The sequence below is a fragment of the Centipeda felix genome (genome assembly GCF_900186465.1).
GTDB classification, from domain to species: Bacteria; Bacillota; Negativicutes; order Selenomonadales; family Selenomonadaceae; genus Centipeda; species Centipeda felix.
The window spans coordinates 1-25,853 of the sequence record NZ_LT891954.1 but is presented as its reverse complement, the minus strand read 5'-3'; the positions used below and the strand labels follow the sequence as shown (position 1 = coordinate 25,853).

The 25,853-nt window shown below is 58.9% G+C and carries 24 protein-coding genes, 1 tRNA gene, 1 other RNA gene and 1 pseudogene; 20 read left to right on the top strand and 7 right to left on the bottom strand.

Features of this window, described 5'->3' with window-relative positions; genetic code table 11:
• Positions 1-10: 10 nt before the first annotated feature.
• Positions 11-1,855 carry a heavy metal translocating P-type ATPase gene (locus tag C1713_RS00980; protein ID WP_102492740.1) on the bottom strand — a complete coding sequence of 615 codons (1,845 nt, stop codon included), beginning with the start codon at positions 1,853-1,855 and terminating at the stop codon, positions 11-13.
• A 587-nt stretch (positions 1,856-2,442) separates the two neighbouring features.
• Between C1713_RS00980 and C1713_RS00970 the strand changes: the two genes are divergently transcribed.
• The 8 genes from C1713_RS00970 to C1713_RS00935 all read left to right on the top strand — a co-directional run bounded on the left by C1713_RS00970 (position 2,443) and on the right by C1713_RS00935 (position 8,873).
• Positions 2,443-3,012, top strand: coding sequence for a gamma carbonic anhydrase family protein (locus C1713_RS00970; protein ID WP_006690364.1), 570 nt, complete (start codon positions 2,443-2,445; stop codon positions 3,010-3,012).
• Positions 3,012-3,425, top strand: coding sequence for a hypothetical protein (locus tag C1713_RS00965; RefSeq protein ID WP_102492738.1), 414 nt, complete (start codon positions 3,012-3,014; stop codon positions 3,423-3,425). Before C1713_RS00970 ends, C1713_RS00965 begins: the two co-directional genes overlap by 1 nt.
• 158 nt (positions 3,426-3,583) lie before the next feature.
• Complete coding sequence (locus C1713_RS00960; protein ID WP_006690362.1) at positions 3,584-4,552, top strand: TAXI family TRAP transporter solute-binding subunit; 969 nt, start codon at positions 3,584-3,586, stop codon at positions 4,550-4,552.
• Positions 4,549-5,019 carry a DUF1850 domain-containing protein gene (locus C1713_RS00955; RefSeq protein ID WP_006690361.1) on the top strand — a complete coding sequence of 157 codons (471 nt, stop codon included), beginning with the start codon at positions 4,549-4,551 and terminating at the stop codon, positions 5,017-5,019. Before C1713_RS00960 ends, C1713_RS00955 begins: the two co-directional genes overlap by 4 nt.
• Before the next feature lie 118 nt (positions 5,020-5,137).
• Positions 5,138-7,057: a TRAP transporter permease gene (locus C1713_RS00950; RefSeq protein ID WP_102492737.1), complete on the top strand. Its 1,920-nt coding sequence runs from the start codon at positions 5,138-5,140 to the stop codon at positions 7,055-7,057.
• Positions 7,054-8,271 carry a YwqG family protein gene (locus C1713_RS00945; RefSeq protein ID WP_102492736.1) on the top strand — a complete coding sequence of 406 codons (1,218 nt, stop codon included), beginning with the start codon at positions 7,054-7,056 and terminating at the stop codon, positions 8,269-8,271. Before C1713_RS00950 ends, C1713_RS00945 begins: the two co-directional genes overlap by 4 nt.
• A 69-nt stretch (positions 8,272-8,340) precedes the next feature.
• Positions 8,341-8,604 carry a type II toxin-antitoxin system RelB/DinJ family antitoxin gene (locus C1713_RS00940; protein ID WP_061945070.1) on the top strand — a complete coding sequence of 88 codons (264 nt, stop codon included), beginning with the start codon at positions 8,341-8,343 and terminating at the stop codon, positions 8,602-8,604.
• The gene (locus C1713_RS00935) at positions 8,604-8,873 is read left to right on the top strand and encodes a Txe/YoeB family addiction module toxin (RefSeq protein ID WP_420852643.1); all 270 of its coding nucleotides are present in this window, start codon (positions 8,604-8,606) and stop codon (positions 8,871-8,873) included. Before C1713_RS00940 ends, C1713_RS00935 begins: the two co-directional genes overlap by 1 nt.
• Positions 8,874-8,924: 51 nt before the next feature.
• Here the strand turns inward: C1713_RS00935 and C1713_RS00930 are convergent, their stop codons facing one another.
• The gene (locus C1713_RS00930; protein ID WP_102492734.1) at positions 8,925-9,662 is read right to left on the bottom strand and encodes a hypothetical protein; all 738 of its coding nucleotides are present in this window, start codon (positions 9,660-9,662) and stop codon (positions 8,925-8,927) included.
• A gap of 297 nt (positions 9,663-9,959) precedes the next feature.
• Here C1713_RS00930 and C1713_RS00920 point away from each other — a divergent pair, with 297 nt between their 5' ends.
• Both C1713_RS00920 and C1713_RS00910 read left to right on the top strand, forming a co-directional pair.
• A complete protein-coding gene (locus C1713_RS00920) occupies positions 9,960-10,394 on the top strand; it encodes a flavodoxin (RefSeq protein ID WP_102492733.1) in 435 nt (144 codons plus the stop codon).
• 272 nt (positions 10,395-10,666) lie between these two features.
• Positions 10,667-11,491, top strand: a pseudogene (locus tag C1713_RS00910) (hypothetical protein); the annotation flags it as partial.
• 148 nt (positions 11,492-11,639) lie between these two features.
• Here the strand turns inward: C1713_RS00910 and C1713_RS00905 are convergent.
• The 3 genes from C1713_RS00905 to C1713_RS00895 form a co-directional block, all read right to left on the bottom strand.
• Positions 11,640-12,926 (bottom strand): glucosaminidase domain-containing protein, encoded by a 1,287-nt coding sequence (locus tag C1713_RS00905; protein WP_102492732.1) that lies wholly within the window; start codon positions 12,924-12,926, stop codon positions 11,640-11,642.
• A 76-nt stretch (positions 12,927-13,002) separates the two neighbouring features.
• Positions 13,003-13,779, bottom strand: a complete 777-nt coding sequence (locus tag C1713_RS00900; protein ID WP_006690488.1) for a class I SAM-dependent methyltransferase — start codon at positions 13,777-13,779, stop codon at positions 13,003-13,005.
• On the bottom strand, positions 13,776-14,354 hold the full coding sequence (locus C1713_RS00895; RefSeq protein WP_102492731.1) for an HD domain-containing protein: 579 nt from the start codon (positions 14,352-14,354) through the stop codon (positions 13,776-13,778). The genes C1713_RS00900 and C1713_RS00895 overlap by 4 nt, the downstream gene beginning before the upstream one ends.
• A gap of 154 nt (positions 14,355-14,508) precedes the next feature.
• Here C1713_RS00895 and pheA point away from each other — a divergent pair, with 154 nt between their 5' ends.
• Positions 14,509-15,357 (top strand): prephenate dehydratase, encoded by an 849-nt coding sequence (gene pheA, locus C1713_RS00890; protein ID WP_102492730.1) that lies wholly within the window; start codon positions 14,509-14,511, stop codon positions 15,355-15,357.
• Positions 15,358-15,565: 208 nt separating this feature from the next.
• Positions 15,566-16,600, top strand: a complete 1,035-nt coding sequence (aroF, locus tag C1713_RS00880; RefSeq protein ID WP_102492729.1) for a 3-deoxy-7-phosphoheptulonate synthase — start codon at positions 15,566-15,568, stop codon at positions 16,598-16,600.
• Between the two features lie 234 nt (positions 16,601-16,834).
• Here aroF and C1713_RS00870 read toward each other — a convergent pair whose 3' ends face one another.
• Together C1713_RS00870 and pyk are read right to left on the bottom strand one after the other, a co-directional pair.
• Positions 16,835-17,206, bottom strand: coding sequence for a RidA family protein (locus tag C1713_RS00870; RefSeq protein WP_050342580.1), 372 nt, complete (start codon positions 17,204-17,206; stop codon positions 16,835-16,837).
• A 110-nt stretch (positions 17,207-17,316) separates the two neighbouring features.
• Positions 17,317-18,732 carry a pyruvate kinase gene (gene pyk / locus C1713_RS00865; protein WP_102492727.1) on the bottom strand — a complete coding sequence of 472 codons (1,416 nt, stop codon included), beginning with the start codon at positions 18,730-18,732 and terminating at the stop codon, positions 17,317-17,319.
• Between the two features lie 374 nt (positions 18,733-19,106).
• Between pyk and C1713_RS00855 the strand changes: the two genes are divergently transcribed.
• The 8 genes from C1713_RS00855 to C1713_RS00820 all read left to right on the top strand — a co-directional run bounded on the left by C1713_RS00855 (position 19,107) and on the right by C1713_RS00820 (position 25,516).
• On the top strand, positions 19,107-20,543 hold the full coding sequence (locus C1713_RS00855; RefSeq protein WP_102492725.1) for an alanine/glycine:cation symporter family protein: 1,437 nt from the start codon (positions 19,107-19,109) through the stop codon (positions 20,541-20,543).
• Positions 20,544-20,698: 155 nt separating this feature from the next.
• A complete protein-coding gene (gene pfkA, locus C1713_RS00850; RefSeq protein WP_009753197.1) occupies positions 20,699-21,664 on the top strand; it encodes a 6-phosphofructokinase in 966 nt (321 codons plus the stop codon).
• 297 nt (positions 21,665-21,961) lie between these two features.
• Positions 21,962-22,052, top strand: a tRNA-Ser gene (locus tag C1713_RS00840).
• Between the two features lie 33 nt (positions 22,053-22,085).
• Positions 22,086-22,185, top strand: an RNA gene (gene ffs, locus C1713_RS12690) — signal recognition particle sRNA small type.
• A gap of 76 nt (positions 22,186-22,261) precedes the next feature.
• Positions 22,262-24,100, top strand: coding sequence for a DNA polymerase III subunit gamma/tau (gene dnaX, locus C1713_RS00835; protein WP_102492724.1), 1,839 nt, complete (start codon positions 22,262-22,264; stop codon positions 24,098-24,100).
• 244 nt (positions 24,101-24,344) lie between these two features.
• Entirely contained in the window at positions 24,345-24,671 is a 327-nt protein-coding gene (locus tag C1713_RS00830; RefSeq protein WP_006690478.1) for a YbaB/EbfC family nucleoid-associated protein, read from the top strand.
• 1 nt (position 24,672) lies between these two features.
• Positions 24,673-25,269, top strand: coding sequence for a recombination mediator RecR (gene recR, locus C1713_RS00825; protein WP_050342586.1), 597 nt, complete (start codon positions 24,673-24,675; stop codon positions 25,267-25,269).
• A gap of 1 nt (position 25,270) precedes the next feature.
• A complete protein-coding gene (locus C1713_RS00820; protein WP_050342588.1) occupies positions 25,271-25,516 on the top strand; it encodes a pro-sigmaK processing inhibitor BofA family protein in 246 nt (81 codons plus the stop codon).
• Positions 25,517-25,853: the final 337 nt, after the last annotated feature.

Genomic DNA, 25,853 nt, shown 5'->3' with positions numbered 1-25,853 from the left:
GGGAGATTGCTTAAATATGGATGAAGTCCTTCTGCGCCCGCATGGCACGCATGGCATTGAGGACGGCGAGGAGGGTGACGCCCACGTCGGCGAAGATCGCCGCCCAGAGGCTTGCCCAGCCGAGTGCACCGAGGAGGAGGACGGCCGCCTTGATGCCGACGGCGAGGGCGATGTTCTCCCGTGCGATGCGGACGGTGCGGCGTGCGAGGGCGAGGAGGGAGACGAGCCTGCGCGGTTCGTCGGTCATGAGTACGACATCTGCCGCCTCGATGGCGGCGTCCGCACCGATGCCGCCCATGGCGATGCCGATGTCGGCACGTGCAAGGACGGGCGCGTCGTTGATGCCGTCGCCGATGTAGGCGAGTGTCCTGCCCGCGCGCTCGGCGGCGAGCAGACGCTCAAGATGCGCCGCCTTGTCCTGCGGCAGGAGTTCGGCGTATACCGTGTCGATGCCGACCGCCGCAGCGACGCTCTGTGCGGCGGGGCGGGCATCGCCCGTGAGCATGACGGTCTTGCGGATGCCGCATGTCTTTAGATCGCGGACGGTGTCTGCTGCATCCTCCTTGACCGTGTCGGCGACGCAGATCATGCCCGCATACGCTCCATCCACGGCGAGCCAGATCGCACCCGCAGGTGCGGCAGGCGGGAGATCGGCGACACCTCTCTCGCTGAGGTATGCGTGAGTGCCGATGCAGATGACGCGCTTTTCGCTGCGCGCGGTGATGCCGCGTCCCGCCCGCTCCTCGATGTCATGGACAGCCGCAGGGGTGCCGCCGCATTCCGCGAAGGCACGCATGACGGCCCGCGCCATCGGATGGGATGAGTGCTGCTCTGCGGCGGCGGCGCGGGCGAGCACCTCCTGTTCCGTAGTGCCTGCGGCGGGGAGAATGCGCGTCACACGGAGGCTGCCCTCGGTGAGTGTGCCCGTCTTGTCAAAGACGATGGTGTCCGTACGGGCGAGCGCGTCGAGATAGGAACTGCCCTTGACGAGGAGACCCGCACGGGATGCTGCCCCGAGTCCTGCAAAGAAGGTGAGCGGGACAGAGATGACGAGGGCGCAGGGGCAGGAGATGACGAGGAAGGTCAGTGCACGATAGACCCACGGCGCGAAGGGCTCTCCCATGACGAGCGGCGGCAGGACGGCGATGCCGAGAGCGGCGCATACGACGACGGGCGTATAGATGCGCGCAAAGCGTGTGATGAACGCCTCCGTGCGCGACTTCTTATCCGACGCCTCCTCCACGAGCTCCAGAATGCGCGCCGCAGCGGACTGCGCATAGGCGGCTGTGACGCGTACGGTGAGCGCACCCGTGATGTTGACGCAGCCGCTGAGAAGCGTATCTCCCATACGCACGGTGCGCGGCAGGGACTCGCCCGTGAGTGCGGCAGTGTCAAGCGTGCTCTCGCCTGCGGTCACCGTCCCGTCGAGCGGCACGCGCTCGCCCGGATAGATGCGGATCGTGCTGCCAAGGGCAACCGCCGCGGGATGTACGATCTCCTCGCGCCCGTCCATGAGGACGCGCGCCGTGTCGGGGCGGATGTCCATGAGCGCTGTGATGGAGCGGCGTGCACGCTGAACGGCACGATCCTGCAGGAACTCACCGAGCTGGTAGAGCAGCATGACGGCGGCGGCCTCGGCATAGTCGCCGAGCGCGAGGGCACCAAGCGTGGCGGCGCTCATGAGAAAGTGCTCGCCAAAGAGATGCCCCCGATGCAGATGCACGGCGGCACGGCAGAGAACATCAGCGCCGACGAGGAGATATGCCGCGAGAAAGAGAACGGTGCCCGCCGTTCCCTCGCCGCAGAGCATGCCGAGGAGAAAGAGCAGCGCTGCCGCCGCGATGCGCGTGCGCATGGACAGGTACGCGCTCCGTTCCGCCTGCGCATGCGTGCATTCGCACCCGCATTCATGAGATTGTGCTGCTGAATCCATGATGGCTCACCGCTTTCTGCTTTTGTATGAACAGTTATTCATACGTTGATTATGGCGCAGAAGCGCGATGAAGTCAAGCGAAGATGTGGAAATCACGGATAAATTCAGCGCGATTTTTAAGGAACCTTTTTGCCTGCCCTTTGAAGAAATAATCGTCTGTCTTTTCGTAATGCTGTGTTCTATTAAATTTTCCTGGAGGGCGCAGAACTATTGCAATAGCACGGGGGATATGGTAAATTATCACTCGTATTTCTTGTACGTGTGCCAACATTCGAAAGGGAATGGGGGGGAACGGCATACGGCACATTTGGAAGAATTAGCTGGCCTTGGCGAGGGATACCTTGAGACTTGGCGGGATGATTAGTGTCTGCACGGGAGAGACGCGCACGAGCGCGTCGTGCATCGACGACCAAATGGCAGGAAATACAGGCTGGTGAGGATCACCAGCTTTTCTTTTTGTCCGAAATGCGATAAAATAAATTGTGCGCATCTGTTTGAAAGGAGCTGCTATGTTTACATTCAAAGGAGACGGATTCCATGCCTTTCACGGCATTACGCCGCAGATTCACGAGGAGGCGTTCGTCGCGCCGCAGGTGTTCCTCTCGGGTGATGTGCGGCTCGGGCAGTACGCGAGCCTCTGGCCGGGGGTTGTCGCGCGCGGCGATGTCAACTATATCTCGGTCGGCGTCTGCTCCAATGTTCAGGATCTCACGTGTCTGCACGTCGCGGACGATAATCCGTGCATCATCGGCGACTATGTGACGGTCGGGCACAGCGCGTGCATCCACGGCTGCGAGATCGAGGATCATGTGCTGATCGGCATGGGCGCGATTGTCCTCACGGGGGCAAAGATCGGGCGCGGCTCGATTATCGCGGCGGGCGCCGTGGTCAAGGAGAACGCAGTAATCCCGCCGAACTCGCTCGTCGCGGGCGTCCCGGGCAAGATCATGCGAGAGAATATCGACCGTATCAAGACGATCCATGCACAGGCAATCAAGTACAAATGCGAATGGGCGGTGGAATACGGCGTCTATCCTGAGATCGGCGGCGAACGCTACCACGGCGAGAAGGTCATCTGATGGCGGCAGAGGAGCTGATCCGCCAGCCGCACGGCAGGGAGCAGCAGATAAAGATGGAGATCGTCTCCATGATCCACGGCGGTGAGTCACCCTATGACGTGATCTATCACGTCGCACAGTGGCTGGAGAAAGCCTCGGGCGAACCGGGCTACGCCCAGTACGTCCTCGAGGCGATGCGCGCGGTCTACGGCTGTGCGCTGCAGCATGTACGGCCGATGGAGGATGAGCTGCGCGACGTGGAGGCACGCCTCGTCCGCATCCGCGCTGCCTACGAGGACCCTGTATTCACCGAGGAGGAGAAGAAGCGCATCCGCTTTGCGATCGACCTCCACGTGAAGAATATCGCGCGCCTGAAGGAGTGCATTGCGCGCGCCAAGGCGAACGGCGAGCCGGCAGAGATTGTGAAAAACTGAGAAATCGCTGATAAAAGCATTCTGTCATACGCGTGCCGTTCCTATGTATACCGCGATACAAACGCCGCTCTGCTTGCGTGCAGGGCGGTTTTTATGTTACTATATTTCTGTTATTTCGTTTTTTTGTGGAAAATCGCTCATTTTAGGAGGGAAAGAACATGAACATCTCTACCGTAAAGAAAATTTTTGCGGCAGGTGCAGTCCTTGTATTCTCTGCTGCACTCCTTACCGGCTGCGGCGGCGACTCTGCATCGGGCAAGAAGTTCCTGAACATCGGCACAGGCGGCACGGCGGGTACCTACTACCCGATCGGCGGCGCGATTGCCGAGATTCTGAACAAGGAGATCCCGGGGATGAACGCGAGTGCGCAGAGCACGGGCGCGTCGGTGGCGAATATCAATATGCTGCGCGACAAGGCGATCGACCTTGCGACGGTGCAGAACGATATTACATACTATGCCGTGACAGGCACGGAGATGTTCGACGGCAAGAAGGTGGACGGACTGCAGGGGATCGCCTCGCTCTACCCCGAGACCTGCCAGTTTGTGACGCTCCAGTCCTCGGGCATCAAGGATCTCTCGGAGCTGAAGGGCAAGCGTGTCGCGGTCGGCGCGGCCGGCTCGGGCGTTGAGGCAAATGTGCGCCAGATCCTCGCAGCATACGGCATCTCCTACGATGATATTGATGCGAAGTTCCTTTCGTTCGCCGAGGGGGCGAGCGCGCTGAAGGACGGCAACGTGGATGTCGCCGTGCTGACGGCGGGCTATCCGACGGCGTCTGTGCAGGATATCGCCTCACAGAACCCCGTACGTCTCCTCCCCGTGGAGGACAAGGCTGCGGATGCGCTGATCGCAAAGTATCCGTTCTACACGAAGACCACGATCCCTGCGGGGACGTACGGCGGATTCAATGAGGATATCCCCTCAGTCTCTGTCATGGCGATGCTCGTTGCGGGGCCCTCGGTGGATGCCGACATGGGCTACAGCATCACGAAGGCGATCTTCTCGAACCTCGATCGCCTGCAGGCCGCGCACGCTGTCGGCAAGCAGATCACAAAGGCAACGGCGGAGGATGGAATGTCTCTGCCGATGAATGCGGGGGCGGAGAAGTACTTTAACGAGAAATGAGAGCCTATCTGATCGCTCTCGCCGCGGCGGTGCTCCTCATCGCATTTGATATTCTCTCTGCGCCGGCGCTTCTCATGCACGCGGGCGGAGAGACGACTGTCCTCGTACGGGAGATCGGCAGAGAGGGGACGCCGCTCACCGTGCGGTTCATCCACTCCGTGCAGAAGACGCCCGTCGAGGAGTTCCTCACCGTCTATCCGGACGGACATTTCCACCTCACGGGCACGCGCTACCAGTCACATGGCGTGGGGCTGCCCTTTCTCCCCGAGGAGGGGACGTTTCACGAGGAGGATGGGCATTTCATCCTCGATATGGATCGCGACTATGACACGCTGAGCCTGCGCACAGGTGTGGGGACGGAGCTGACCATTACGGCGGGCGGCACGGACTATCCCCTCTATGAGCGCTGTCCTGACGGCACGCGCATCGACCTCGTCGCTGCACCGCTCTATACAAGCCTATTATAAGATTTCCGGGGCTGCGGATCGTGGCCTCGTATTTCTTTTTCCGCAAATATTTTATATATCGTGAAAATTTTTGGGGCTTGCCCCTGCCGAAAGAATTATTTAAGGATGTGAACACGCTATGACTGACCATGCTGCAAATGCGGAAGAAATACTCAAAACGTATGACCGCGAATCCAACACCGCCCATTATACGGGCTGGCCGAAGAAGATCATTGCGGCGATTGCCATTACATTTTCCATCTTTCAGCTCTACACGGCGATCTTCGGCGTGCTCGATGCACAGCTGCAGCGTGCCGTTCATCTCGGGTTTGGGCTCGCGCTTGCCTATCTCCTCTATCCCTTTCGGCGTGCGTGGACGCGGGATCACTACTTCCACCCGATCGACATCGCATTCGCCGTCCTCGGTGCGGCGACGCCCGCCTATCTTGTCATCCAGTACCGTGAGCTGATTACACGTGCAGGGATCGTATCGACCACGGATGCCGTCGTCGGCGGACTCGGCATCCTGCTCGTTATCGAGGCGACGCGGCGTGTCGTGGGTCTGCCGATGGTGACGGTCGTGCTCGCCTTCATCGCGTATGCCTTCCTCGGCCCCTACATGCCGGGCGTGCTCGCACACCGCGGACTCAGTCCGGAGCAGCTCATCGGACATCTCTACTTTACGACGGAGGGCATCTTCGGTATCCCGCTCGGCGTCTCCTCGACGTTTATCTTCCTCTTCATTCTTTTCGGTGCCTATCTTGAGAGCACGGGGCTCGGCAAGTTCTTCATCGACCTCGCCAATGCACTCGCGGGCTGGGCGAGCGGCGGCCCGGCGAAGGTCGCCGTTCTCTCGAGCGGGCTGATGGGCACGGTCTCGGGCAGCTCAGTCGCGAACGTCGTCGGCACGGGCTCGCTCACCATCCCAATGATGAAAAAACTCGGCTACAACGCGAACTTTGCGGGGGCGGTCGAGGCGGCGGCCTCCACGGGCGGACAGCTGATGCCGCCGGTCATGGGCGCAGCGGCATTCCTCATGGCAGAGTTCGTCGGCGTCCCCTACATCGATGTCGTCAAGGCGGCGGCGATCCCCGCGCTTCTCTATTTCACAGGGGTTTGGCTCGGCGTTCACTTTGAGGCAAAGCGCAAGAAGCTGAAGGGCATCCCGCGCGCCGAGCTGCCGAATCCGCTGACGCTCCTGAAGGAACGCGGGCATCTCGCGATTCCTCTCGTCGTGATCGTCTATCTGCTCGTTTCGGGCTATACGCCCATGCGTGCGGCACTCGTCGCCATCTTCCTCTCCATCCTCTGCGCCATGCTGCGCAAATCGACGCGCATGAAGCCGATCGAGATCGTCTACGGCCTTGAGCGCGGCGCGAAAGGCGTGCTCGGCGTGCTCGTCGCCTGCGCGTCGGCGGGCATCATCATCGGCGTCGTCACGAAGACGGGCGTCGGCCTGCGCCTCGCATCGGGACTGATTGATCTCGCAGGCGGGATGCTCCTGCCTGCGATGTTCTTCACCATGATTACGGCGATTGTGCTCGGCATGGGCGTGCCGACCACGGCGAACTACGTCATCACTTCGACCATTGCCGCGCCTGCGCTCGAGCAGATGGGCGTCCCTGTGCTCGCTGCGCACATGTTCGTGTTCTACTTCGGCATCATCGCGGATGTCACGCCGCCTGTTGCCCTCGCTGCGTACGCGGGGGCGGGCATCAGCGGAGGAAATGCGCTGAAAACAGGCGTGCACGCGTCAAAACTGGCGATAGCGGCATTCATCATCCCGTATGTATTCGTCCTCTCGCCCGTCCTCCTCATGGTTGATGCGACACCGCTCGCACTCGTCTCAGTCACGATCTCTGCCCTCCTCGGCATGATCGCCGTCAGCTCCGCCCTCTGCGGTTTCCTTGCCGATCACTGCCGCCCTTATGAGCGGCTGCTTCTTATCGCTGCAGGGCTCCTCATGATCGCGCCGGGCAGCACCACCGACCTCGTTGGACTTGCTCTCTTCGTCGTCATTCTCGTCATGCAGTATCGGCGGGCGAAGGAGGCAGCGTGAAGACGGCACAGGAATACATCGAGGAACGCAGTTTCTTCGATGCGGTCAAGGCACTGTACGAAGTTCCGGAAGCCGAGCGCGATGCGCTCTGGAACTATCGCATGGGCTATGCCCTGTACTTTTTTGCAGTCAATCGGTATCCGAAGCTCTGTGTTCTGCGTCTGGCTCTCGGCTATTTGGAGCGTGCAGACGAGGATGCGGAGAGCAAGGCGGAGATCGAGCGCGTCTTCTATGGCAAGCCCGGCGGCATGACGGCGCGGTGCCAAGAGGCGGTTGAAAACAAGCACGGCTGGTATGCGGAGGAGCCCGTTTCTATGAGTGTGGAGCAGCTCGTGCGTGAGGCTGAGGCAGAGCGCGAGCGTGTGCGCCGTGAGGTGACGGCGTTCTTTGAACGCACGCAGCGGCGTGAGATTGCGATCTCGCATCATCCTGCACAGGAAAAACTCCCCGTCGGCGCGAGCAAGTTCTACGGAACGCCCGATCTGCCCGCAGATTTTGACTGGCCGCACTATAAGGGAACGGACTTCGAGGGCGTGACGAAGAACCGCCCGCTTGCCTTTCTCGCGCAGATCAACCTTGGCGAAGCCGCGCCGTATGACCGTACAGGTCTCCTGCCGAAGACGGGCGTGCTCAGCTTCTTCTATGAGACCGCGTCGATGGAGTGGGGATTTGAACTAAAGTCTGAGGGATATGCACGCGTCTATTATTTCCCCGAGACGGAGGGGCTTGTCCCGACACAGATTCCGGAGGAAACGAAGGAGTGGAGCGTGGGCGAGCAGGCGCTGACCTTTGCGGATGCCGTCAGTCTCCTGTCGTCTTTTGCATACAGCCGCAGGAGCGGGAAAGAGGTGGATTGGGATACCTACAACGAACTGCAGGCGGAGTTCGGATACGATGCTGCCGCTCACGAGGACAATCCTATGAAGATGCTCGGCTATGCGGATGAGATTCAGGGCGAAATGGAGCCGGAGTGCGAACTATACAGCAGGGGCATTGACGGAGACATGCAGGAAGAGCTTTCCGAAGAGGAGGAAGCGGAACTTGTGAGAAATGCTGCAGATCGCTGGGTGCTGCTGTTTCAGATGGGCACCGTCGAGGACGGTGAAACGGAGCTTATGTACGGCGACTGCGGTCTGATCTACTTCTGGATTCGGAAGGAAGACCTTGCTGCGCAGAACTTTCATCACGTCCGATTGATTTTGCAGTGTGGATAAAAAACAAAGAAAAACGCTTGCAAAAATCATTATATTTGCGTATTCTATCCTTGTAAAGGAGTGAGTGCGATGGAACAGGCAGTTAATGTAAACTTTCGACTGGATGCAGCGGTAAAGAAGAACATGGAGCAGGTTTGTGCAGAACTTGGGCTCTCCATGAGTGCGGCGTTTACGATCTTTGCCAAGAAAGTGGGACGGGAACGCCGAATCCCATTTGATGTCTCTGTGGATCCGTTTTATGATGAGCGGAATCTGCACTATCTCGAACAAAAGCTGGAAGCATACCGAGCGGGAAAGCTGCGCTTTGCCGAACATGATCTCATTGAGAATTGATGATGAGAAAGCGTAGGCTTCAGTGGGATTTTGATGCGTGGGAAGACTATCTCGATTGGCAGAGAAACGACAAGAAAATCCTAAAGCGTATCAATCAACTCATCCGAGAAGTGGTTCGCGATCCCTTTTGCGGCATGGGAAAGCCGGAGCCTCTGCGAGGAAATCTTGCAGGATTTTGGAGTCGGCGCATTGATGGTGAGCATCGACTGGTTTATCTTGTTGAGGACGAGAGCATTTTGATCTTTGCCTGTCGCGGACATTACGACTAACAAAAAACATCCCTGCCAAGCGGCAGGGATGTTTTCATATCCAATTCGCGATCAGTGCTTTTCTTCTGCCTTCACGTCGATGATCGGGCCGTCGATCAGCTTCTGCTCCTCGGGCTCGGATCCCTTGCGGCGGCGCCAGATCAGGAAGGCGATCACGGCGACCAGAACGAGTACGGCGATGACCGTACCGATGATGGCCGTTTTGTTCCAGATGCGGAACGAGACCTGAATCGGCGAAGATTCGCCCGTGACGAGTGTCTTGCCAAGGTTCCACGTGAGCGTCCTGCCGCCGTCTTCCTCGCGGTCGGCGTTGGAGCTCGATGGTGCGGATGGGAGCGTCATCTGATAGGTGAACGTGATGTTGCTCGCGAATGCACCTGCACCGCCGCCGTTCTGACTCCCTTCAAACAGGAGGTCAAAGTTATAGTCCGTGTAGAAGAGGCTCTTCTTCACCGTAATGCCCGTGTTCTTGCCGTCATGTGCGGCGAAGAATTCCTGATCGGACAGCTTGTCCACCGAGTCGTAGTGCTCCGTGATCTCGTAGCCCGACATATTCTCCTTTGTGACGGGCGCGACCTGCGCGTCGGGGTTCTTTGCCAGCATGGACGCCTTGCTCTGCTCGACGATTTGAGCGAGCATCGGCGCACTGACGAGCGTCGTCTTGAGATCGGCAGAGCCGTCGTTGTTGACTGTGACGTTCACGTCCCCGCTGAAACAGCCGCTCGTCAGGACGAGCAAGCCAAGCGTCACTGCGGCGAGCATTGTGCGCATGTACTGCGTAGTGAACATAGTATACCTCCCCTAGATTTGACCCCATAAATTCGGATTGAGATTTATCCGTATTGTACATGAGGGAGGGGAATTTTGCAAGGAGGAATACCTTAGTGGGCAGATGCTGCTCCCCTCTGATGCACAGAAACTATTTCCTGAAAAATTTTATCTATTTAGAGATAGGAAAGATTCGGTTGTCAGTGATGCGTATTTTCGCTATAATAGACATAGAATGATTCTGCTTGAGTATCTGCACCGTACGGCAGCTCTTGCCGCAGCGGAGCAGAGGAGATATTTTCATGAGGAGGATTTCACATGGCAAAGGTAGCAGTTGTATACTGGTCCGGCACGGGCAACACGCAGAAGATGGCAGAGGCTGTTGTCGAGGGCGCAAAGGGCGCAGGTGCTGAGGTCGAGTGCTTCGAGGTGGACAGCTTCTCCGTCGATCAGATTGACGGCTTTGACGGCCTCGCGCTCGGCTGCCCCTCGATGGGCGCAGAGGAGCTCGAGGAGGGCTCGTACGAGCCGTTCTTCGCGGCTGCGGTGGACAGCGGCAAGCTCTCCGGCAAGCCCGTTGTGCTCTTCGGCTCGTGGGGCTGGGGCGCAGGTGCTTGGATGGAGACGTGGTCTGAGCGCACGAAGGATGCAGGCGCAAACCTCGTCGATACCTTCATCGTCGAGAACGAGCCGGACGACGAGGGGATCGAGGGCAGCAAGAAGCTCGGCGCAGCCATCGCCGGTGCATGCTGATCGGTATCCCTGATCATATTTTTGACGAGAAGAGTCGCTTCGCGCGGGGCGGCTCTTTTTCTATGGAGTTGTTGCAGGAATTTTGCCACATGATAGAGAAATTAACAAGATATACATGAGGGGTGTATACTGAGCAAGGAAGCACTGATAAAATGAGGTCTGCCAGATTGGCGTAGATTTTTTCGTCCGAACGAGGTGGAAAACCGGACGCAGAGTGGTGCTCTGTGGAGGATTTTCCGCCGAAGTGCGGGCAAAAAAGATGCGTCAAGNGGCAGTCGGGCGGCACGATTGACGCGGTGGAAAAGGATGTCGCGTGGCTGCGCAAAGAGGCGGAGCGTCTCTCGAACGAGATCAAAAGCGTCGCGGCAAAGGACAGCATGACCGCGAGCGAGATCACGCAGCTCAAGGAAAAGATCGCACAGCTTGAGGCGGCGCTGCCGGAGGCGGGGGAGCGGCCTGCGGCACCGCCGCCCGAGGAGCCCGCACCGGAGCCGGAGCTGCCTGCCCCTGAGCCCGAGCCCGAGCTGCCGGCACCGGAGCCAGAGCCGGAGCTGCCCGAACCGGAGCCGGAACTTGAGCCGGCCCCGGCACCGGAGCCTGAACCCGAACCCGAACCGGAGGAAGAGGAGGACGACGATCTCGACCTCGACGCACTGCTCGATAGTAAGCCGATATGGCAGGATCTCCTTGACGACTATCACGCCCTTTGCGAGAATTTTGACCGCACGAAGGGTGCGGAGCTGTGCATGCCGATCATCACGAAGTACGGGCTGCATCTCCTCGTCTGCTCTGATCACGCCGCCGTCGAGAACGGCAAGGCGATGCCGAAGTTCGAGGAGGTCGAGGACCTCAATGAGGCGACCTTCTGGGCGTATGACATCCCGGGGCAGCCGGACGACTTTGCCGTCGTTCCGAGCCCCATGTTCCCCTACGATCAGAAGCTGCATGAGAGCGGCGGCATGAAGGAAACCTTTGCTGCACGCTATGAGGCCGGCACGACCTACGATCACGTCAGCGTCGATATGCCCGCACTCTTCAGCAAACGCAGCGACAAGTGGAACATTGAGCAGCCGGGACTCCTGCGGCTCGTGGAGTAAAAGTACCGATAAAAAAAGAACCGTACACGAGGGAAACACCTTGGTACGGTTCTTTTTAGCCTCTGCTATGCGTCCAGTTTGTCTCCTTGACAGGAAAAAATCTTCGCTAATCTGACGAACTTCATTTTATCGGTAATTCTCAAGGATATTATTTCTTTTTCCCCTTCTTGTCGCTTATGTCCTTTAGACATGCCTGCAGGAGAATTTGATTCACGAGGATGTCGGTGTTTGCGGGGGCGATGGCGGCGGCACCTGCGAGGGTTTTCCATGCGCCCGTGTAGTCTTTCGTGTGGATGAGGGCGACGGCGAGGGCGTTCTGTGCGTCGGCATTCGCGGCGTCACGATGGATGGCGTCGCGCAGGACGGGGAGGGCCTTTGCTGCGGCGTTTTCTGCGAGGAGGGTGAGTCCGTAGTTGTAGCGTGCGCCCGCATCGTCGGGCGCGAGTTTCAGGTATGCTTCGTAGGCGCGGCGAGCTTCCTTGGTGCTGCCCTCTGCGGTATGGGTGAGGGCGATGCCAAGGTATGGCTCGGGGCGACGTGTATTGCGTTTCTGTGCGGCGGTGAAGTCGGCACGCGCGGCGGGGAGGTCGCCGCGGTGGAGGTAGACGAGGCCGCGATAGATGTAGCTGTCAGCGTCGGCCGCCTGCATGATGCGCGCGTTGGCGGCATGGAGGGAGGCGTCGGAGCCGTCAGGGAGAGCCGCGCGGTCACGGATGGCGAGGATGCCTTGTCCGTAGGTGGTGCCGGGGACGGCCCAGACGCCGTTGAGCTGTACCCAGTGCGTGAGTTTGCCGAAGATGTCGGGGCGTTTTGTGCGGAGAAGGTCATAGCGCGGATCAACAATGGGGCTGTGCGGCGGCGTTGTGCTTGCGTAGGAGAGGAGATGCTGGATGTGCGCGCGCGCGCCCGTGCGCATGTCGGGGAAGGAGAGTCCCTTTGCGCCGTTCCCCGTTGCGCCGAGTCCGCAGAAGTTGTTCTGCCGCCAGTCCACGTCGCCGCCGTAGGCGAAGAAGCCCGTTTCTTTGTACGCCTGTGCGAGGGCAACGTCGGGGCGAATGCCCTCGCGCTCTGCTTCCTCGTAGTAGGCGTGGACAAGTTCCTTGGGAGAGCCCGTGAGCTTTGGCTTTGGGTTGCGGGCGAGGAGGCAGGCGAGCATCTGCTCTTCGGTTGCAGTGGGCTCGCCGAGAATGGTGACCTCGGCGGCGGCAGGCCCCGGCATGGGGAGGATGTCGAGATGCGGTGCAGGGAGGGAAAAGTGCAGCCCTGCGGCGAGTTTGGCGTCGATATTTTTTGTCTGCGGGAGTTCGGCAGGGAACGCAGGCCGCGGGATGCTTGGTGCACTGTCCTTTGATGCGGGCGCAGGCACAGCGAAGGAATGGGGGGCGCAGAGGAGAGCGGCGGCAGCGAGGGCAGCGGGCAGTGTGGAGAGTTTCATGGTGATCGTCCTTTCTATGGATGCGGTGACCGTTTCCTTTCGAAATTTACAGTAAAACGTTCGTCTACGGCACAAGTCACTTTGTTCCATAGAGCATGCCGACACCGCGCAGCATAAAGCGGAGGAGGGCGGGCATGGGGATGTTTCGCTCGGTATTCGGGAGGTAGGATACGTCGGCAATGCCATGCTGTTTGAGGCAGGCAACGAATTCATCCATGCTGCCGTACATATCCTTGTTCCCATAGGTGTCATGCAGGGCAAATGCACCGCCTTTTTTCAGTACGCGCAGAGCTTCCTCAACGAGCATGAATTTGTCCTTTTGCGTGCGTACTTCGTGAAAAACAAAGTTGCTGACAACAGCGTCGAAATGATTGTCGGGGAAGTCGAGTTTCGCTGCGTCACCGTGCTGAAATGTGCAGCGATCTGCGACGCCTTCGGCGGCGGCGTTTGTCTCGCACTGTGCCTGCCCATAGTTCCACATTGGCGGCCAGTAGTCGATGCCCTGTACCGCAGCGAGCGGAAAGCGTTTCGCTGCGGCAATGCTGAGCGCGCCCGAGCCGCAGCCGACCTCAAGCACCCTGCCGCGGCCGTCCCACGGCAGATGATCGAGCAGATAGCTGTGAATGCGGCGCATGAGCCCGCCGCCTTCGAAGTCGAATACACGGCGGCAGTAGTACATATAGATGACGACAACGGTTGCGACGAAGGAGAGAATGAAAAGGATGAAGAAGGGGGCCGTCACGCGGTCGAAAATGAGCGCATAGAGCGCGGTGAACATGTAGAGTCCGCCCGCAATGGATGCGAGAGTTTTCATCATCGGTGCGGAGATCCAATTGCCATAGTTCGTTTTCATTTTTCATCTTCCTTTTGCAATGATGCGATCACTTCATCGACCTCACGGTTTACCTCTGCGCGCAGCCCTTTGAGCACGGGAGAGAACGCTGACTCTTTCACGCCATAGGTGTGCTGCAGGTCGTATTCGAGGGGCAGCCATGCAGCAGGACCACACTCGTTGTGCGTGATGACTGCCTCCATGCGGTCGAGTGCCTTGAGGAGGCGGGCTTCCTCGGTCTCACACATATCCATCTCGTCAAAAAGGGCACGTATCTCCTCCGTGTAGGGAGTGGGCAGTGCGGCGATCCATTTGTCGCGGAGCTCGTGCTCACGGGCACGGTCGGCGTCTGTTTTTTCAAAGGTTGGGATGTCGCCTGTAAATACCTCTCCTACGTCGTGCAGGAGCGCCATGAGGAGGACGCGCGTGAGGTCGGCTTTGGGGAACTGGTCGTGCAGAAAATACGCCATCAGCGCCATGCGCCAACTGTGCTCGGCGACACTCTCCTGTCGTCCGGATTTCATCCAAGCGTGGCGCGTACGCTCCTTGAGGCCTGCGATGACGTGCAGGATGGACAGATAATCGTTTGGGGTCATAGCTGCTCCTTTACTGTTTCCTTGAATGATTATAACATATTGGTGAACCTTGGGGGAGATGATATAGTAATGAAAGTGTTTCGCAATAGACTTGTCAACGAGCCGTACATATAGTATGATATGATACGTCTTTTTGTATGAGGAGGGCGTGCTGGTGAAAGAGACGATGGGGGTGCTCGGCCCCGCGGGGACGCATAGTGAGGCGGCGGCACGCTATCTCGTGGAGTGGCAGAAACTTGACCGCGAGATTGTCTGTTATGGCGATATCGGGGCGTGTCTTCATGCGGTGGAGACGGGAGCGGTGGATGCGGCGTTTGTCCCTGTGGAGAATTCCCTCGAGGGGGCAATCGCCGTGACGCTCGATGTGCTCGCACACACGGATGTTCTGCGTGTGAACCGTGAGGTGATCTGGCCTGTCCACAACTATCTGATGGCGCGGCGCGCAGATGTGGAGATCTGTACGATCTACTCTCATGCACAGCCCATCGCGCAGTGCGGGACGTTTCTCCTGCAGCACTGCCCGCAGGCGGAGCTCATCAAGACGGCGAGCACGGCTCGTGCAGCGGAGATGGTTGGTGCATTGCCTGTAGATGCGGGAGCGGCGGCGATCTGTACGCGGCGGGCAGGTGTGTTGAATGGTCTGGTGGAGATGGCGGGCAGGATCGAGGACAGCGGAGCGAACTGCACACGTTTCTTTGAGGTCGTGCGTGCGCAGGAAACATCGCCCCCCGCAGCACCCGATACGGTGCTGCTGGTGGCACAGATCGACGGTTCGCGTCCGGGGGCACTCTACAATGTCCTCGGTGAGTTTGCCCGCCGCGAGGTGAATCTCACGCGCATTGAGTCTCGCCCTGCACGGACGGAGCTGGGCGCGTATCTTTTCTTTTTTGATCTCGATGCGCACAGCGATGCCGCAGAGGAGGCGATCGCCGCCGTCGCACGGCGGAGCATCTGGCTGAAGGAGTTGGGGCGATTTCCGGTACATCTCGCTCACAATGAATAGGGAGCACCGCTGTTTTTTAGGGATTTAGGGAATCGCTGATAAAACAGGCTCTCAGATTAGCGTAGATTTTTGTCCGATTGAGGCAACAAACCGGACGCATAGCAAGAGCTATGTGGAGGATTCTAGGGCACAGACAGGGCGAAAAAGATGTACTAAGACGGCGGTGCTGAGTTTATCAGTGCTTCCTTAGGGATAAAGGAGTTTTACGATGGTTGTTATTATGAATGCGGATGCCACGCAGGCTGATATTGAGGGCGTCATTCAGGCAATTGAGGAAAAAGGTCTCGAAGCAAAGGTGATGGAGGGCGCGCATCAGAAGATCGTCGGCGTGATCGGCGACAAGACGAAGCTCGCCGCAACGCCCTTGGATGCGATGCACGGCGTTGAGACGACAGTCGCGATCTCGAAGAGCTATAAGCTCGCGAGCCGCGAGTTCCATCCCGCCGCGACGGTGGTGGATATCCGCGGCATCAAGATCGGTGACGGCACGCCCGTGGTCATGGCGGGACCCTGCGCAGTGGAGTCGCGTGAGCAGCTGCTCGAAACAGCAGAGATCATCAAGGAAGGCGGCGCACAGTTCATCCGCGGCGGTGCATACAAGCCGCGTACCTCGCCCTACGCGTTCCAAGGACTCGAGGAAGAGGGGCTGAAGTACCTCGCCGAGGCGCGTGAGAAGACAGGGCTTGCCGTTGTGACGGAGGTCACGGTGGTCGAGGCAGTGGACACGGTCGCCGCCTACGCCGATCTTCTGCAGGTCGGCGCACGCAATATGCAGAACTTCGGCCTTCTGCGTGCGGTCGGACGTGCGGGCAAGCCCGTCATGCTGAAGCGCGGACTCGCAGCGACCATCGACGAGTGGCTGAACGCTGCTGAGTATATCATGAATGAGGGCAACCCGAACGTCATTCTCTGTGAGCGCGGCATCCGCACGTATGAGACGTATACGCGCAACACGTTTGACGTCAGCGCGATTCCCGCGATCAAGCACCTCTCGCATCTGCCGATCATTGCCGACCCGAGTCACGGTACGGGAAAGTGGCGCATGATTAAGCCCGTGTCCCTCGCCTCTATCGCGGCAGGAGCGGATGGGCTCATCATCGAGGTGCACCCGAATCCCGCACGAGCCCTCTCCGATGGACCGCAGTCGCTGACGCCGGAGAACTACCGCAATCTCATGGCGAGCGTGCAGAAGCTCAGCAGCTTTATGAAGGATGAGCATATTGAACCGATGGTGATGGAGTAACGCAATAGAAAAATGCGGTGATACGAATGTCAAATTCGTATCACCGCATTTTTATTGATTATCCCTCGATTATAGGAATCACTGATAAAATGAGGTCTGCCAGATTGGCGTAGATTTTTTCGTCCGAACGAGGTGGAAAAACGGACGCAGAGTGGTGCTCTGTGGAGGATTTTCCGCCGAAGTGCGGGCAAAAAAGATGCGTCAAGATGGTTGTACCGAATTTATCAGTGCTTCCTATACCTCGGCGATGACCTCGATCTCGCAGAGTGCACCCGCCGGCAGTGCCTTGGCAGCGACGCAGGAGCGCGCAGGCTTGCCCGTGAAGTGGCGAGCATAGACTTCGTTGAATGCGGCGAAGTCCGCGATGTCCGCGAGGAAGCAGGTGGTCTTGATGGTGTGCGAGAGGTCGGTACCGGCAGCACTGAGGACGGCGGCGAGGTTCTTGCAGACCTGCTCTGCCTGCCCTGCCACGTCCGTCGCCGTGATCTTGCCGACGGCGGGGTCGATGCCGATCTGTCCCGAGGTGTAGACGAGAGAGCCGACGCGCATTGCCTGACTGTAGGGGCCGAGGGCAGCGGGGGCGTTGTCGCTGTGAATCATTTCCATAGAGAGGCTCCTTTCATCAATAAGGGCTGGTGTACGAAGCGTTCTGTTTCGTACACCAGCCCTTTCACGATTCTCACAGCACTGTTTTGCAGTGTGGGAATTTTCTCTGTTTAGTGGATCGTCGTGACGCGGACGGCGATGGAACCGCCCTCGTTGTAGGTCATGCCTGCAACCATGACAACCTTGTCGCCGTGGTCGACATAGCCGTTGTCGAGAGCACTCTTGGTGCAGGACTCGATCATCTCCTCGACGCTCGACCACTTGCGTCCCTGGATGGAGTAGACACCCCAACGCAGGTTGATGTGGCGTGCGACCATCGGGCTCGGCGCATAGGCGACGATGGTCGCCTTCGGACGGTATTTCGACACGACGCGCGTCGTGTAGCCGGACTGAGTCGGCGTGAGGATGGCGGTGGCACTCGTCTCGTAGGCGAGCTGCACGGTCGCATGGGAGACGGCATCCGTCGTGGAGGAACGCTCACGGATCTGACGCGAGCGGATGAGTGAGTCGTACTCAAGCGACTCCTCGCAGCGCTGGGCGATGGTGTTCATCATCTTGACCGCCTCGACAGGGTAGCTGCCGCTTGCGGTCTCACCCGAGAGCATGATGGCGTCCGCACCGTCGAAGATGGCGTTGCCGACGTCGGAGACCTCGGCACGTGTCGGACGCGGATTCTCGGTCATCGACTCGAGCATCTGCGTAGCGACGATGACGGGCTTGCCGACGGCGTTGCACTTGCGGATGATTTCCTTCTGGATGACGGGCACATCCTCAGCGGGCACCTCGACACCGAGGTCGCCGCGCGCGACCATGATGCCGTCGGAGACGGCGAGGATCGCGTCAAAGTTGTTGACGCCCGCGAGGTTCTCGATCTTCGGGATGATCTCCATGTGGCCGCCGTGCTTGGCGATCAGGTGGCGGATCTCCTCCACGTCAGCAGGGCGCTGGATGAAGGATGCCGCAACGAAATCCATGTCGTTCTCGATGCCGAAGATGATGTCGCGCTCGTCCTGCTCGGAGATGGCGGGCAGGCTCAGCTCGATGCCGGGCGCTGCAACGCGCTTACGCGTGGACATCGCACCGCTGTTCTGGATGGTGGTGATGATGTCCTTGCCGCGCACCTCATCGACAACGAGCTCGACGAGTCCGTCGGAGAGCAGGAGCTTGTCGCCCGGCTTGACCTCGGTGTAGAGCTTCTTGTGGTTGACGCTGACGTGCGTCTCATCGCCCGGCGCATCGTCGTACGTGAGCGTGAATTTGTTGCCCTTCTCGAGGTGTACCTTGCCGGCGGCGAATTCGCCGAGGCGCATCTCCGGTCCCTTGGTGTCGAGGATCAGCGAGATCACCTTCCCCGAGCGCTCCGCAGCGGCGCGTACCTTCTTGATGCGCTCCATATGCTCCGGATGCGTACCGTGGGAGAAGTTGAAGCGTGCGCAGTTCATCCCATTCTCGATGAGTGCATCGACGATGCCGTCCGGATCCGTGGCAGGACCCTGTGTGCAGATAATTTTTGTTTTTTTCAGCATGACATATCCCCCGTTTTTTTGTCCCTGAGCTTAGGAAGCACTGATAAATTCGGTACAACCATCTTGACGCATCTTTTTTGCCCTCACTTCGGCGGAAAATCCTCCACAGAGCACCACTCTGCGTCCGGTTTTCCACCTCGTTCGGACGAAAAAATCTACGCCAATCTGGTAGACCTCATTTTATCAGTGATTCCTTTACATCTATGGATATTCTACACTCTTTTTAAGGAGAAGTAAAGATACTATGCGGACACATGCCGCTAGTTGATGGAGGTTTATTTATCTGGACAATGAAAGAATACACGGATGCAATTTGACAAGAACCTTTTTTTTCGCTTATTATTGAAACTGTTTTTATAGGAAAGGGTGATACTATGGATTTTCTCAATTCGGCCGTGGGGACGATCAATGACTTTTTGTGGACTTATATCATCATCGTCGTCCTCGTTGGCTGCGGGCTGTGGTTCACGCTCTCGACGAAGCTCGTCCAGCTGTGTGCGCTGCCCGAGATGGTGCGCCTGCTCATGGGTGACCTCGGTCGCCGCCCGAGCGGGCGCAAGGCAATCTCGTCGTTTCAGGCGTTCTGCGTCAGTACGGCGTCGCGCGTCGGCGTCGGCAATATTGCGGGCGTTGCCATCGCCATTGTGACGGGCGGCCCCGGCGCGGTGTTCTGGATGTGGGCGATTGCCTTTGTCGGGACGGCGACGGGGTTCGTGGAGAGCACGCTCGCGCAGATCTACAAGATTCCGCGTGGACATGGGCTCTTTCACGGCGGCCCTGCCTACTACATCCAGAATGCGCTCGGTCAGCCTGCCGTGGCAAAGCTCTTTGCCGTGCTGATCTCTGTGACGTTCGGTCTGATCTATGTCTCGGTGCAGGCAAATACGATTGCGCTCTCGGTGGAGAAGGCGTTCGGCGTGGAGACGTGGATCATGGGCATCGCCCTCTCGGTGCTGGCGGCACTCGTGATCTTTGGCGGGCTCAGCCGCATTGCGACGTTTACGACGTTCCTCGTACCGATCATGGCGGGACTGTATCTCCTCATTGCGCTCATCATTGTCATCATGCACATCGATGCGGTGCCGGGGATGTTTGCCCTCATCCTGCACGATGCGTTCAGTCCGCAGGCGGCGGTCGGCGGCGGCATCGGTACGGTGATCCTCACGGGAATCCGCCGCGGTCTGTTCTCGAATGAGGCGGGCGAAGGCTCGATCCCGAATGCGGCGGCGACGGCGAGCGTGACCCATCCTGTTAAGCAGGGACTGGTGCAGGCGTTCGGCGTCTACGTCGATACGTGGATTGTCTGCTCGGCGACGGCGTTCATCGTGCTCCTCACGGGACAGTACACGGTCGGCGGTGACGTGAGCGGCATCGCACTCGCACAGGATTCGCTCGCGAGCGTCTTCGGCACGTGGGCTTCGTCGCTCCTCGCGATTCTGATCTTCCTCTTTGCGTTCAGCTCGGTCGTCGGCAACTACTACTACGGCGAGATCAACATCCACTTTTTCGGTGCGAATGTAAAGACGGCGCTCAATCTCTATCGCGCCGCCGTGGTCGCGATGGTGTTCTTCGGCTGCGTCGCTGCGTTCCAGCTCGTCTGGAACCTCGCGGATCTCTTCATGGCGATGATCTGCCTCACGAACCTCTACGCGATTACGCGGCTCGCGCCCTATGCGCGGATAGCGCTCCGTGATTATTTCGCGCAGAAGGCGGCAGGAAAGAATCCAATTTTTGATCCGGCCATTCTGCCCAATCAGCGCGGCGTGATGGCATGGAACGAGGATGAGTTCCGCGCACAGAAATACGAATAAAATATTTGGGGGAGCGCTCTGCGAAGCGAAAACTTCGTGCAGCAGTTCCTCCTTCTTTTTTCTATGAAAGTCTTTACTTTTGATGCGTGCTTTCGTAGAATAGAGAGTAAGAACAATACGCGCGTGAGCGCAGGATCGAGACGGGGGATGGTTTTATGCTGAAAAAGGCAATCGCGGTCGTCACGTCGGGGGGAGACAGCCCCGGCATGAATGCGGCGGCACGCGCTGTGGTGCGTACGGCGCTCTATGAGGGCGTCGATGTCTACGGGGTGCACAACGGATACAGCGGCATGGTGCACGACGATATTGAGCAGCTCACGTCGCGCAGCGTCAGCGATCTCATCCAACGCGGCGGCACGTTCCTCGGCACGGCGCGCAGCAAGACGTTCATGACGCCCGAGGGGCGCAAGACGGCCTACGAGAATCTCCGCAAACGCAACATCGAGGGGCTCGTGATCATCGGCGGCGACGGCTCGCTGACGGGCGGCTCGCTCCTCAGCAAGGAGACGGGGATGCCGATCGTCGGGCTGCCGGGCACGATCGATAACGATGTCTGGGGCATGGACTATACGATTGGCTGTGATACGGCGTGCAATACGATCGTCGATGCGATCAATAAGCTGCGCGATACGGCGTCGGCGCATCGCCGCATCATCATCGTCGAGGTCATGGGACGTCACTCGGGTTGGCTGGCAATGATGTCGGGCATCGCGGGCGGTGCGGAGTATATCCTTGTACCGGAGGTTGCATTCGATCTCGAGGAGATCAGTCTTGAGCTGAAGGAGATGTACGAGAGCGGCAAGCGCTACAGCATCATCGTCGTTGCAGAGGGCGCGGGCTCGGGCGTTGAAATCGGCAAGATCATCGGCGAAAAGACGCAGATCGATACGCGCGTCTCGGTGCTCGGACACATTCAGCGCGGCGGCTCGCCGACGGTGGAGGACCGCATCAAGGCGTCGATGCTCGGTGAGAAGGCGGCACTCGCGATCATTTCGGGAGTAACCGACGTGGTCTACAGCTTTAACGAGGGGCAGGTCGTGGGGGTCAACCTCTTCGAGGCGGTCAATAACAGCAAGACACTCGATCCAGAGCTCGTGCGGCTCTCGCGCGTGCTGGCATAATGATGCTTTTGAGGGGCTGCGGTGCCCATGTGCCGCAGTCCTTTAGGAAGCACTGATAAATTCGGTACAACCATCTTGACGCATCTTTTTTGCCCGCACTTCGGCGGAAAATCCTCCACAGAGCACCACTCTGCGTCCGGTTTTCCACCTCGTTCGGACGAAAAATCTACGCCAACCTGGCAGACCTCATTTTATCAGTGCTTCCTTTATTTTCCTCTTGACAAGATTCCGTAAACCATGTAGACTACCCTATGTTGTTATCCCATAAATGAATAGCTTCTCATGTGAGAGCACTGTGGAGAGTTGTCCGAGTGGTTGAAGGAGCACGCCTGGAAAGCGTGTGTGCGGTGATACCGTACCGAGAGTTCGAATCTCTCACTCTCCGCCATTTTTATTGATTTTTCTCAGGGCGGGCTGCAGTGCCTTGGTCTCGCGCAATGGAGCCCTGTGAACCCCGTCAGGTCCGGAAGGAAGCAGCGGTAAGCGGATCGTTTCATGTGCCGCGAGGGTGCCTGGGAACTGCGGTCTGCCGTGGGAGAAATCGGAACAGCGCAGCCCGTGTGGGCTGTTTTTTGTTTGTCAAAAAGGAGGTGCGCGATGGCATACGTTGCACTCTATCGGCGGTGGCGGCCGGAGCGCTTTGCCGATCTCGTGGGGCAGGAGCATATCAGCCGCACGCTTTCCCGTGCGGTGACGAGCGGGCAGACCAGCCACGCCTACCTCTTTACAGGGCCACGTGGCACGGGCAAGACGAGCACGGCAAAGATCCTCGCGCGCGCACTGAACTGCGCCGAGGGGCCGACGCTCACGCCGTGCGGCATCTGTGACTCCTGCCGCAGCATCAGCGACGGCTCGTCGATGGATGTCTTTGAGATCGACGCAGCGTCCAACCGCGGCATCGACGAGATCCGCGATCTGCGCGAGTCGGTGAAGTTCGCTCCGACGGAGGGGCATTATAAGATCTACATCATCGACGAAGTGCACATGCTCACGACGGAGGCGTTCAACGCTCTTCTCAAAACGTTGGAGGAGCCGCCCGAACGTGTGATCTTCATCCTCGCGACGACGGAGCCGCACAAAGTGCCCGCGACGATTCAGTCGCGCTGCCAGCGCTATGACTTTCACCGCATTACGGTGACGGAGATCCGCGACCGTCTCATCTATGTCTGTAAGGAATCGGACATTGCGGCGGAGGAGGATGCGCTCGGTATCATCGCTGAGCAGGCGGACGGCGGGATGCGCGACGCACTCTCGATTCTCGACCAGTGTATGGCACTCGCGGAGGGGACGCTGACGGCGGAGCGCGTGCAGGAGACGTTGGGGCTTGTCGGGCGTGCGTGGATTCGGCACATGGCGGGAGAGATCGCTGCGCGCGATGCGGCGGCACTGATCGCACAGCTCAGTGAGCTCCTGCAGAGCGGGCGCGAGTTGAAGCAGGTGCTCGCCGAGCTCGCGCAGTACTTCCGCCGGCTGATGATCGCGGGCGTCGGCGGCGCGGTCAGCGCAGCGGAGCTCTGCGCGGGCGATGCGGAGGAGCTGCGCATGGACGCGGCTCAGTTCACGCAGGAGGAGATCATGTCGATTCTGCGTCGTCTCAATGAGACGATGCAGGAGCTGCGTACCTCGCCGCAGCCGCGCATTGCGGTGGAGACGCTGCTGATCGGCCTCTGCCATACGGAGGGGGCTGCTCCTTCGGGAGAATCGACTGCGCCCCCTACGGGCGGCGCGGATGCTGCGCGAATCGCGCGGCTCGAGGCACAGGTCGAGGAGCTGGCGGCGCGCCTTGCCACAGGTGTCACGCCTGTATCCGCCTCCGCTTCTGCCACAGCGAATGCTGTACCTTCGCTGCGCCCACATGCAGCGAAGGCGGACGGCGCAGCAGCCAAAACTGCGCCGAAGAAAGCGATATCGTCTGCCGCAAAAGAAGTGGCGGACGGTGCGCCGCGTCAGCTCGACATGAAGGTCTGGCAGAGCTTTCAGACACGGCTCAAGGAGCGAAATCGGCTCGCCGCATCCCTCCTCTCGGGCGCGGCGTACGAGGGCATGACGGAGACACATTTCTTCATCCGTCCATCCTCGGATATGGCGCGTGACTATATCAAGAAACGCCATCGTGCCGTCTTTGATGAGGTGATGACGGAACTCGCGGGACGCCCGCTCGCCGTCGTCTGCACAGGCGGCGAGGAGGATGTCTCGCCACCTCTGCCCCCCAAAGAGCCGGACTATCCTGCGCCTGTGGCGGCGCTGCTCGAAGTCGCAGGCGAGGAGGCTCGTGTGGAGGAAGTGACGGCGCCGCCGCGTGCGGCGCAGAAGAAGCCTGCCACGCCCCCGCAGGAGAGCACAGCGGAAGAGGGTGACTACGAGCCGTATGAGCCGACGCCCGATGAGGAAGCTGAGATGTTTGATGATGAGCTTCCACCCGATACGCAGGCTTGACGTTGCGGACGGATTTTGCTAGGCTAGGGAAGCAATAGAAGAATTCACGCCATAAGATACAAGGGAAGCACTGATAAACTCAGCACGCCATCTTAGCGCATCTTTTTTGCCCGCTTTTTGTCGGCAAATCCTCCACATAGCCTCCGCTATGCGTCCGGTTTGCCTCCTCAATCGGACGAAAAAATCTACGCCAATCTGACGCACTTCATTTTATCAGCGATTCCCAAGATAAAGGAGAGATACTATGTTTAACGGCGGCGGAAATATGGCCGGCATGATGAAGAAAGTCCAGAAAATGCAGGCGGACATGAAGAAGATGCAGGACGAGCTGCGCAAGAAAACGGTCGAGGTCTCCTCAGGCGGCGGCGCGGTAAAGGTCGTCATGGATGGCGAGAAGCAGGTACAGAGCCTTATTATCGCTCCCGCGGCGGTTGATCCTGAGGACATCGAGATGCTGCAGGATCTCATCTCGGCGGCGTTCAACGAGGCAACGAAAAAGGTGGACGACATGATGGCGCAGGAGATGGGCAAACTGACGAGCGGCCTCGGCCTGCCGCCCGGACTGCTCTAATATGCAGCAGATCGCACCCCTCGCGCAGCTCATCGAGCAGCTGCGCGCCCTCCCCGGCATCGGGGCAAAGACGGCGACGCGGCTCGCCTACCATATTCTGGATATGGATATGGAGCGTGCGAAGCGTCTTGCCGCTGCCATTACGGGAGCAAAGGAGAAGATCGGCTTCTGTTCCGTCTGCTTCAACCTCACGGACAGCGACCCGTGCGCCATCTGCATGGCGGAAAAACGCGACCACACGACGATCTGCGTCGTCGAGCAGCCGCAGGATGTTGCGGCGATGGAGCGCATGAACGACTATGACGGCGTGTATCATGTTTTGCATGGCGCACTCTCCCCGCTTGAAGGCGTGGGGCCGAACGACATCCGCATCCGAGAGCTCGTCCTGCGTGCGGGCAAGGAAAATGTGCAGGAGGTCATCGTTGCGACCAATCCCAACGTCGAGGGTGAGGCGACGGCGATGTATATTGCCAAACTCCTGAAGCCGATGGGGATTCGTGTGACACGCATTGCTCACGGGCTGCCCGTGGGCGGTGATCTCGAGTATGCAGATGAGGTGACGCTCTCGCGCGCCATGGAAAACAGAAGGGAGATATAACTTGGATATTGCTGCAGGCGTCGCACTCGCCGTTTTGATTTTTGCCGTCCTCGGCAAGGTGCTTTCTTTGCCGTTTCGCATCGTGTGGAAGCTCATCACGAACAGCGTTGTCGGCGCGATCATCCTCTGGGTGATCGACCTCTTTGGCGCGGGGATCGAGATCAACTTCCTGCGCGCCTTGATTGCGGGATTCTTTGGCATCCCGGGCGTCATTGTCCTGCTCCTCGAACGCATGATGGGGCATTGACACCGATTTTTTCAAAAAAACGAAAAAAGGGGTTGACGGGACTCGTGACGTGTGTTATATTATGACAGTCGCGCCGATGAGAGCGGCGGGCGAGCGCAAGCAAGCCTCAGCACTAGAGCGGCGCAGGATGTACCCTGAAAACTACACAATGCAAAACAAGTTAGAGGAAACTCTAACAAGCCAGATGCAACATCGTTGTGAAGGAGAAATCCTTCGGTCAACGAAACAACAATTCTTTTACAAGAATGACATTTTGAGCCAACAGGCTCTCAGATAGACTCCGGTCTTTTATGGAGAGTTTGATCCTGGCTCAGGACGAACGCTGGCGGCGTGCTTA